General features: G+C 73.7%; 8 protein-coding genes. 3 read left to right on the forward strand and 5 right to left on the reverse strand.

Going from position 1 to position 8,364, the window contains the following annotated elements; all coding sequences use genetic code 11:
• The 5 genes from ACFFJG_RS02200 to mraZ form a co-directional block, all read right to left on the reverse strand.
• Positions 1 to 706, reverse strand: a 706-nt coding sequence (locus ACFFJG_RS02200; protein WP_512700163.1) for a penicillin-binding protein 2, incomplete at its 3' end; no start/stop codon positions are given.
• Between the two features lie 91 nt (positions 707 to 797).
• Positions 798 to 1,376: a cell division protein FtsL gene (ftsL, locus tag ACFFJG_RS02205; RefSeq protein ID WP_378516975.1), complete on the reverse strand. Its 579-nt coding sequence runs from the start codon at positions 1,374 to 1,376 to the stop codon at positions 798 to 800.
• Complete coding sequence (gene rsmH, locus ACFFJG_RS02210; RefSeq protein WP_378516976.1) at positions 1,373 to 2,374, reverse strand: 16S rRNA (cytosine(1402)-N(4))-methyltransferase RsmH; 1,002 nt, start codon at positions 2,372 to 2,374, stop codon at positions 1,373 to 1,375. Before rsmH ends, ftsL begins: the two co-directional genes overlap by 4 nt.
• Positions 2,375 to 2,378: 4 nt before the next feature.
• Complete coding sequence (locus tag ACFFJG_RS02215; protein WP_378516977.1) at positions 2,379 to 2,540, reverse strand: hypothetical protein; 162 nt, start codon at positions 2,538 to 2,540, stop codon at positions 2,379 to 2,381.
• A 253-nt stretch (positions 2,541 to 2,793) separates the two neighbouring features.
• On the reverse strand, positions 2,794 to 3,222 hold the full coding sequence (mraZ, locus tag ACFFJG_RS02220) for a division/cell wall cluster transcriptional repressor MraZ (protein WP_121139302.1): 429 nt from the start codon (positions 3,220 to 3,222) through the stop codon (positions 2,794 to 2,796).
• Positions 3,223 to 3,676: 454 nt separating this feature from the next.
• Here mraZ and ACFFJG_RS02225 point away from each other — a divergent pair, with 454 nt between their 5' ends.
• The 3 genes from ACFFJG_RS02225 to ACFFJG_RS02235 are packed head-to-tail and all read left to right on the forward strand — an operon-like array spanning position 3,677 to position 8,308.
• On the forward strand, positions 3,677 to 4,663 hold the full coding sequence (locus ACFFJG_RS02225) for an AAA family ATPase (protein WP_378516978.1): 987 nt from the start codon (positions 3,677 to 3,679) through the stop codon (positions 4,661 to 4,663).
• Positions 4,656 to 5,921 (forward strand): DUF58 domain-containing protein, encoded by a 1,266-nt coding sequence (locus tag ACFFJG_RS02230; protein WP_378516979.1) that lies wholly within the window; start codon positions 4,656 to 4,658, stop codon positions 5,919 to 5,921. Before ACFFJG_RS02225 ends, ACFFJG_RS02230 begins: the two co-directional genes overlap by 8 nt.
• Positions 5,918 to 8,308 carry a transglutaminase TgpA family protein gene (locus ACFFJG_RS02235; protein WP_378516980.1) on the forward strand — a complete coding sequence of 797 codons (2,391 nt, stop codon included), beginning with the start codon at positions 5,918 to 5,920 and terminating at the stop codon, positions 8,306 to 8,308. Before ACFFJG_RS02230 ends, ACFFJG_RS02235 begins: the two co-directional genes overlap by 4 nt.
• Positions 8,309 to 8,364: the final 56 nt, after the last annotated feature.

An 8,364-nucleotide genomic window follows, 5' to 3' on the forward strand; every position in this document is an offset into this window, starting at 1 on the left:
GGTCGATGGTGGTGCGCAGCGGGGCGCCGTCGTGCGGCTCGGTGATCGTGCTGTCGCGCAGCGGGATGCGGATGCTCCTGCGCGAGTTCGACTGCCAGGTCGCCTCGCCGTCGGTGCCGGCGAGCTGCTTGTCGAAGGTGCGCTCGAAGCCGCCGAGCGGCTCGTCGGTGCCCATGTAGCCGATCAGGTTGGCGGCGACGTCGCCGGCCGGGTAGTCGCGGATCGGGTCGTCGTCGAGGCCGATGCCCCGGTAGCCGTCCTCCTCGAGCTCGTCGACGGTGTCGGTGGCGAGCGTGCTGGGCACGCGCCGGGCGACGTACTCGTAGCGGCTGCCCTCCTTGCGCCCGCGCAGGGCGGTGAGGGTCTTGAAGTAGTCGATCGAGAGCCGGTCGGACAGGATCCGGGCGATCTCCGGGGCGTGCTCGGCAGTGAGCGACGGGTCGGCGAAGACGACCTTGCCCTTGATCGAGTCGGCCAGGGGGATGCCGTTGCGGTCGAGGATGTCACCGCGCTCGGCGACCAGCGGCACCCGGACCGCGCCCTCGGCCGCGGCCATCGCGGCGTAGGAGCCCGGGTCCACGCCCTGCAGCTGGACGAGCCGTGCCCCGAAGAACGAGAGCACCATCGCGATCAGCACGAAGCCGATCCGCAGTCGCAGCATCGGTGCGCCGCGCGAGGCCCCACGCCTGGTGCGGGTGCTGGGCACTGGTCCTCCTTGTCCCGGTCCGCACGCGTTCGCGGTGGACCTGTCGCCTCAATCTAGGTCGCGGCGGGCGCGGATCGACGCGCCCGCGCCGTCACCGGTAGCGCTTCTTGCCGTGGCCCCCGCCACGGTTCGCCTGCTGCTGCTGCGTGCCGTCCGCCGGCTGCTCGGTGGTCGTGGTGGTCGGGGCCGCCGGGGCCTCGACGGTGACCGGCGGCGGCGCCAGGACGGCCGGCATCGGCGGCGCCGGCGGCAGCAGCCGGATCGCGTCCTCGGGCACGGCCGGGGTGCGTACGCCGCTGGTCCTGCCGGTGCGCAGGTCGAGGAACGCGGGGGCGGCCGGGATGACCATGCCCATCTGCTGGGCCTCGGTGGCGACCCGCTGCGGGTTGCGGAGGTCGTCGAGCTCCATGCGCAGCGTCTGCTCGCGCGCCGCGAGCGAGTCGGCCTGGTCCTCCAGGTTGGACGCCGAGAACGACGCCTGCTGCATGGAGGTGTTGAAGAGCAGGAGCCCCACGACGCCGGCGACCAGCACGAGGCTGACCAGCGTCACGAACGGCACCCGCGGCGCGCGCGTGCGCACCCGCGGGACGACCGTGAGCCGCGCCCGGTCGACGGCCTCCTGGGCGATCCGGGTGACGCGGGTGCGTGGCTGCAGGGCGGGGCTGCTCATCGGGCGACTCCAGGGGGAAGGTGGCGGGAGGCGGAGCGGGTCGGGGTGGGGGCGGGCCGCACGCGCTCGACCGCGCGCAGGCGGACGGACGCGGCGCGGGGGTTCTCGGCGATCTCGTGCTCGTCGGCCTGCTCGGCACCGCGGGTGACCAGGCGCAGCGCGGGCTCGGCGCCCTCGGGCACGAACGGCAGGTCGGGCGGCACGTCGAGGCTCGTCGCGTCGGCGAACACCCGCTTGACGAGCCGGTCCTCGAGCGAGTGGTACGACTCCACGACCACGCGGCCACCGACGCCGATGACGTCGATCGAGGCCGGGATCGCGCGCCGCAGCACGCCGAGCTCGTCGTTGACGGCCATCCGCAGGGCCTGGAAGGTCCGTTTCGCGGGGTGTCCGCCGGTACGTCGCGCCGGGGCCGGGATGGTGGCGTAGAGCAGCTCGACGAGGTCGCCGCTGCGGGAGAACGGGGTGCTCTCGCGGCGGCGTACCACCTCGCGGGCGATCTTGCTCGCGAACTTCTCCTCGCCGTACTCGCGCAGGATGCGGGTGAGCTCCTGCGGGGTCGCGGTGTTGAGGAGGTCGGCGGCCGTCGGCCCGGTGGTCGGGTCCATCCGCATGTCGAGCGGGGCGTCCTCGGCGTAGGCGAAGCCGCGCTCGCGCACGTCGAGCTGCATCGAGGAGACCCCGAGGTCGAAGAAGACGGCGTCGACGTGGTCGAGCCCGAGGCCGGCGACGACGTCGGGGAGCTCGTCGTAGACCGCGTGGACGGCCGTGAACCGCTCGCCGAAGGGGGCCAGCCGCTCGCGGGACATCCGCAGCGCCTCGGGATCGCGGTCGATGCCGACGACGCGGGCCTCGGGGAGCCGCTGGAGGACCGCCTCGCTGTGGCCGCCGAGGCCGAGCGTGCAGTCGACGTAGACCGAGCCGGGCCGCTCGAGCGCAGGCGCCAGCAGGGCGACGACCCGGTCGAGGAGCACCGGGGCGTGGCGGGGAGTCGTCACGGGGTCAGCCCTGGCGTCCCAGGTGGGTCAGCAGGAGCAGTGCGAGGGCCAGGCCGGAGGCCGTGGCGGCGGAGAAGGCGACCAGGACGACAGCCTCGCGCGCCTGCTCGCGCACCCGCAGCGGCGGTGCCGCGCTGGTGCGTTCCCAGGACTGGGTGCTGCTCATGGTCTCGACCCCACTCGGTGCTGTGTGCTGCTGGAACTGCCGGGACTGCTGCTGGCGGTGCGGCTGACACCCCCCGTCGTGTGGCACGGGGTGAGCCGCCGCACCAGGTCCCTGCCCGCTCCCCTGATGGGGAAGTGCCTTCTGGTGCCGGGGAAGTGCCCCAGACGGCGCTCAGAGGGAGCGGGCTCGAGACCTGGTGGTGCGGTCCTGGTGTCAGCTCTGGTGTTGTCGTGCTGCTCGTGGTGCTGGTGGTTCAGATCCCGGGGAAGACCTCGTCGCTGAGGTCGGAGAACCTCTGCTCCTGCTCCTCCGAGTACGTCGCCCACGCCGTGGGGTCCCAGATCTCGATCCGGTTCATCGACCCGATGACCACGCACTCCTTGCGGAGCGAGGCGTACTCCCGCAGTGGTGCCGGGATGCTGATCCGACCCTGCTTGTCCGGCACCTCCTGGCTGGCGGCGGCGAACAGCATGCGGACGTAGTCGCGGGTGCTCTTCTGCGTGACCGGCGCCTCGCGGAGCCGGTCGGTGAGCTTCCCGAAGTCCTCCAGCGACCAGACGGTGAGGCAGCGCTCCTGCCCCCTGGTCACCACGAGTCCTTCCGTCAGCTCGTCCCTGAACTTGGCCGGGAGGAAGAGCCGTCCCTTCTCGTCGAGCTTGGGCGTGTACGTGCCGAAGAACATCCGGCACCTCCCCTGCTCGGCGGGCAGATCGACCCTGTCCCCCACTTCGCACCACATTACTCCACTTCGCTCCACCGTCAACCAGAACGGGCGTGTTGCACCCACGAATTTCCGTGTTCCTGCGGGCTCGTGGGCCGACGCGCTCCACGCCGCTGACGGGGCCGCCCGGGCGCGGAACGGGGCCGATCCACGCCCATCTGCCGCGGTGGAGCGGCCGGGTGGAGCGCGGGTGGGGAGGATCCGCGTCCCGTGGTGGGGGAAAGTGGGGAGGACGGGGATCGACCGGGGGTGGGGTGGGGCCGCGGGGGGCCCGACGACGCCCACGCTCCGTCCCACGGCTCGGTGACGGTCCGGTGACGGTCGGGTCGCGGGCCGGGACCGGCGGGCTGTGGACAGGTATGTTGCGCGCACCACATACCGTGGTGCGCAGCGCGAGCGAGGGGACGAGAGAGACGTGACCACTGGGGCAACCGGGCCTGCACCTGACCTGGACACCGTGCGACGGGTGACCGGCGCGGTCCGCCAGAACATCGAACGGGTCATCGCCGGCAAGCCGGACGTCGTCAACGCCGCGCTCGTGGTGCTGCTGGCCGAGGGTCACCTCCTCATCGAGGACGTCCCCGGCGTGGGCAAGACCCAGCTCAGCAAGGCGCTCGCGCGCAGCATCGACTGCTCCGTGCGCCGCATCCAGTTCACGCCCGACCTGCTCCCCTCCGACGTCACCGGCGTCTCGGTGTTCAACCAGGACACCCGTGAGTTCGAGTTCCGGCCCGGCGGCGTCTTCGCCAACATCGTGGTCGGCGACGAGATCAACCGGGCCTCCCCCAAGACGCAGTCCGCCCTCCTCGAGGCGATGGAGGAGCGCCAGGTCACCGTCGACAACGCGACCTACCAGCTCGAGAAGCCGTTCATGGTGATCGCGACCCAGAACCCGATCGAGATGGAGGGCACCTACGCCCTGCCCGAGGCGCAGCGCGACCGCTTCATGGCGCGCGTGTCCGTGGGCTACCCCGTGGAGTCCGCGGAGATCGCGATGCTGGAGGGCCACACCTCCCACAACCCGCTCGACGACCTCGAGCCGGTCACCGACGCGGGCGAGATCCGCAAGGTGATCGAGATCGTCGGCCGGGTGCACGTGGCTCCCGCGGTCCACCGCTACGCCGTCGCGCTCACCACAGCGACCCGCACCAGCCCCGACCTGCACCTCGGCGCGTCGCCCCGCGCGACGCTCCACCTCGTCCGCGCGGCTAAGGCGGTCGCGGCCACCCAGGGTCGCGACTACGTCCTGCCCGACGACCTGCACGGCATCACCTCGCCCGTCCTCGCGCACCGGCTGCTGCCCAACGTCGAGGCCACCATGAGCGGCCGCACCACCGCCGCCATCCTGTCCGGCATCGTCGAGTCGGTGCCGGTCCCCGACGCCAGCGGCAGCCGTGCGTGAGGCACTCGCCGCACTGACCGTCCGCGGGCGGGCGTTCCTCGCCGCCGGCGTGACCACGGTGGCCGCGGCGATCGTGGTCGGGCACTCGTCCCTGGTGCGCATCGGCGTGCTGGTCGCCGTGCTGCCGCTGCTCACCGCGTGGTGGGTGGGACGCTCGCGCTACCGGCTCGCGCTGGTGCGCACGGTCTCGCCCCAGCTCGTCGTCGCCGGCCAGCCGGCCACCGTCGAGCTCACCGTCTCCAACGAGTCGCGCACCCCCACCGGCGTGCTGCTGCTCGAGGAGCGCCTGCCCTACGTCCTCGGCACCAGGCCGCGCTTCGTGCTCGAGGGCCTCGGGCACGGCTGGCGCCGCCACGCGACCTACCAGGTGCGCTCGGAGCTGCGCGGTCAGTTCGACATCGGGCCGATGACCGTCCGCGTCACCGACCCGTTCGGCTTCGTCGAGCTCGGCCGCACCTTCCACGCCACCAGCCGGCTCACCGTCACCCCTCGCACCACGGTGCTTCCCACGATCCCCCTCGGCGGGGCATGGACGGGGTCCGGCGACAACCGGCCGCGGGCCTTCGCGACCGGCAGCGCCGAGGACGTCACGGTGCGCGAGTACCGCCGCGGTGACGACCTGCGCCGGGTGCACTGGCGCAGCTCGGCCCGCGTCGGCGAGCTGATGGTCCGGCGTGAGGAGCAGCCCTGGCAGTCCCGCGCGACGGTCTTCCTCGACAACCGCGGCACCTCGCACCGGGGGCAGGGGGCGGCCAGCTCGCTGGAGGGCGCCGTCTCGGCCGCCGCCTCCATCGCGGTCCACCTCACCCGCCAGGGCTACACGGTCCGGCTCGTCACCGCCTCCGGCGACAGCCGCGAGACCCAGTGGCACTCCCAGACCGCCGAGGCGAGCACCATCCCGCTGCTCGAGGCGCTGGCGGTCGTGCAGCTCGACCACTCCCCCACGCCCGACACCCAGTGGCTGGCCGAGGGCAACGGCGGGCTCGTGGTCGGTGTCTTCGGTCACCTCGCCGACCACGACCTCCCCTTCCTCCGCCGGCTGCAGCACCACGCCTCGGCCAACCTCGCCGTGGCCCTCGACGTCGACGCGTGGGCGCCCCACCTGCCGGTGCAGCCGGGCCCTGGGTCCGCGGCGCACCTGACGGCGAGCGGCTGGCGCTCGGTGACGGTCGGGCCCCGCGACCGGCTCGACACCGCGTGGCAGGAGCTGGGCCTGCAGCAGAGCCGCGCCACCTCGGCCGCCGGAGCAGGCCGATGAGCGGCCTGTCGCGCGGCGGCGTGCGCGGCGGCGGGTGGAGCACCCTGCCCCACCAGCTGCAGGTGTCCGGCATCGCCGCCCTGGCCGCCTGGGTGACGGTCCTGTCGTGGCGGGTGCTGACGGCCGGCTTCGCCGAGGTCGGCATCCCGCTCCTCTTCATCGGCGCCGTGCTCGCGGGAGGCGGCGCCGTCGCCCGCTGGAGCCGCGTCCCCGGGGTCCTGGTCGTGCTGGCGCAGCTCGTCGTCGGCGCCCTGCTCGTCCTCGGCACCACCACCGGATCGCCGCTGCCGACCCCGGCCAACGTCGACCTCTTCCTCGCGATGGTCCGTGACGCCCTCGACTCCTCGCGCCAGTACGCCGCCCCCGTGCAGGCCGGCGTGCCGCCGGTGCACCCGCTGCTGCTGATCGGCGGCACGCTGGTGCTGGTGGCGGTCGACGCGGTGGCCTGCACCCTGCGACGAGCGCCGGTCGCCGGCCTCGTGCTGCTGGCGGCGTACACCCTGCCGGTGGCGGTGACCGGCGAGTCCGTCTCGTGGTGGCTCTTCGTCGCGATCGCCGGGCTCTTCCTGGTCCTGGTCTTCCTCCAGCACAGCGACCACGTCGCCAGCTGGGGCCGGGCACCCGACGGCGAGCGGGGCGCGTTCTCCGTGCGGACCGGCGCGATCAGCAACACCGCCGTCGCCCTGGGCGGGGCGGCGATCGCCCTCGCCGTCGTCGTCCCGGCGGCCGTGCCGACGATGAGCATGTCGGTCTACGACGGCAACGGGCCCGGCACCCGCGAGGTGACGGTCAACGACCCGATGGTCGACCTGCGCCGCGACCTCGCCCAGGGCGCGGACGTCCCGCTGCTGTGGGTGACGACGTCGGGGCCCAAGCCGTCGTACCTCCGCATCTCGGTCCTCACCCGCTTCAACGGCCAGGCGTGGACCCCGGGCGACCGGGAGATCCCCGACGACCAGTCCGCGACCGGCGTGATGCCCCCGCTCGACGGGGTCAGCACGGCGGTGAGGCGCAAGGACTTCCAGTACGACGTGCGCGTCGGGCCCGACTTCGACTCCACCTGGCTGCCGACCACCGAGCAGGTCAGCCGGATCTCCGCCGGCTCCGAGTGGCGCTACGACGTCAACACCCGCGACTTCATCGCCGCCCGCGACGACATCACCACCGCCGACAGCAGTTATGACTTCACCGGGGTGCAGCTCACCTACGACGAGCAGCAGATGAACGACGCGGTGTCGGGCGCGGGCTCGGTCGCCGGCATCTTCACCGACGTCCCGCCCAGCCTCAACAACGAGATCCGACGCCTCGCCCAGAGCGTGACCGCCGACGCCCCGACCCGGTTCCAGAAGGCGCAGGTGCTGCAGCGCTGGTTCCGCGAGGACGGCGGGTTCCGCTACGACAAGTCGCAGGTCGAGTCCGCCGGCAGCGGCGGCGCGGACCTCCTGGCGTTCCTCGACGACAAGGTCGGCTACTGCGAGCAGTTCGCCGCGTCGATGGCGATCATGGCGCGGGTGCTGGGCATCCCGAGCCGCGTCGCCGTCGGGTTCCTCGAGCCCACCCGCGCCACCAACGGCGCGTGGGAGTTCTCCTCCCACGACCTGCACGCCTGGCCCGAGCTCTACTTCCCCGGGTCGGGCTGGGTGCGCTTCGAGCCCACCCCCCAGGCGCGTGCCGGCCAGGTGCCCGGATACACCACCGCCGAGATCGCCCCGGTGAGCCAGGCGCCGTCACCGAGCGTGTCGCGCTCCAGCGAGCTGCTCCCCGAGCGCGGCGAGACGGCCAGCGCTGCGACCGGCACCGCCGACGAGGAGTCGTCCTCGGTGCCGTGGGTGCCGCTGCTCGCCGGTCTCGGTGGCCTCGCCCTCCTGTCGGTGCTGCTCCTCACCCCGCGACTCGTCCGCGCCTCCCGGCGGCAGCGCCGGCTGGCCGGCGACGTCGAGGACCTCTGGGTCGAGCTGCAGGACGTCACCCGCGACCTCGGCCACGACTGGCCGCACGGGCGCAGCCCCCGCCGCACCGGGGAGTGGCTCGGACGCCTCCTGGCCCGCCCGACCGCCGGCGGCGAGCGACCCGACCGTCCGCGTCGCGGGCGCGACCAGGCCCCCGAGGCGGCCGCGGCGCTCGACCGTCTCGTCCACGCCCTGGAGCACAGCCGCTACTCCCGCGAGCCCGAGGCGTTCACCGCCGAGCGGTTCCGGGCCGACGCCGAGCTCGTCGAGCAGGCGCTCGCGGCCGGGGTCACGCCACGCGAGGTACGCCGCGCCGCCTGGTGGCCGGCCTCGGTCGTCGGGCGACGTCGGTCCTGGCGCCCCCGCTCGCGCACCGCTCCCCCGCCGACCCCCACCGACCCCGGCGCCAGCCGCCCGGTCGACGAGCTCGTCGGCTGACCCGCGCGCTCGCGGCTCGCGGCTTGCCTTGTGCGGTGGGCGTCCGCGCGTGCGCC

The sequence above is a fragment of the Nocardioides zeicaulis genome, from assembly GCF_042432345.1.
GTDB classification, from domain to species: domain Bacteria; phylum Actinomycetota; class Actinomycetes; order Propionibacteriales; family Nocardioidaceae; genus Nocardioides; species Nocardioides zeicaulis.

Bases quoted from the DNA above. Each gene is read 5' to 3' on its own strand.
- ACFFJG_RS02215 (WP_378516977.1), bottom strand. From the start codon at position 2,540: ATGAGCAGCACCCAGTCCTGGGAACGCACCAGCGCGGCACCGCCGCTG.
- mraZ (WP_121139302.1), bottom strand. From the start codon at position 3,222: ATGTTCTTCGGCACGTACACGCCCAAGCTCGACGAGAAGGGACGGCTC.
- ACFFJG_RS02235 (WP_378516980.1), top strand. From the start codon at position 5,918: ATGAGCGGCCTGTCGCGCGGCGGCGTGCGCGGCGGCGGGTGGAGCACC.
- ftsL (WP_378516975.1), bottom strand. From the start codon at position 1,376: ATGAGCAGCCCCGCCCTGCAGCCACGCACCCGCGTCACCCGGATCGCC.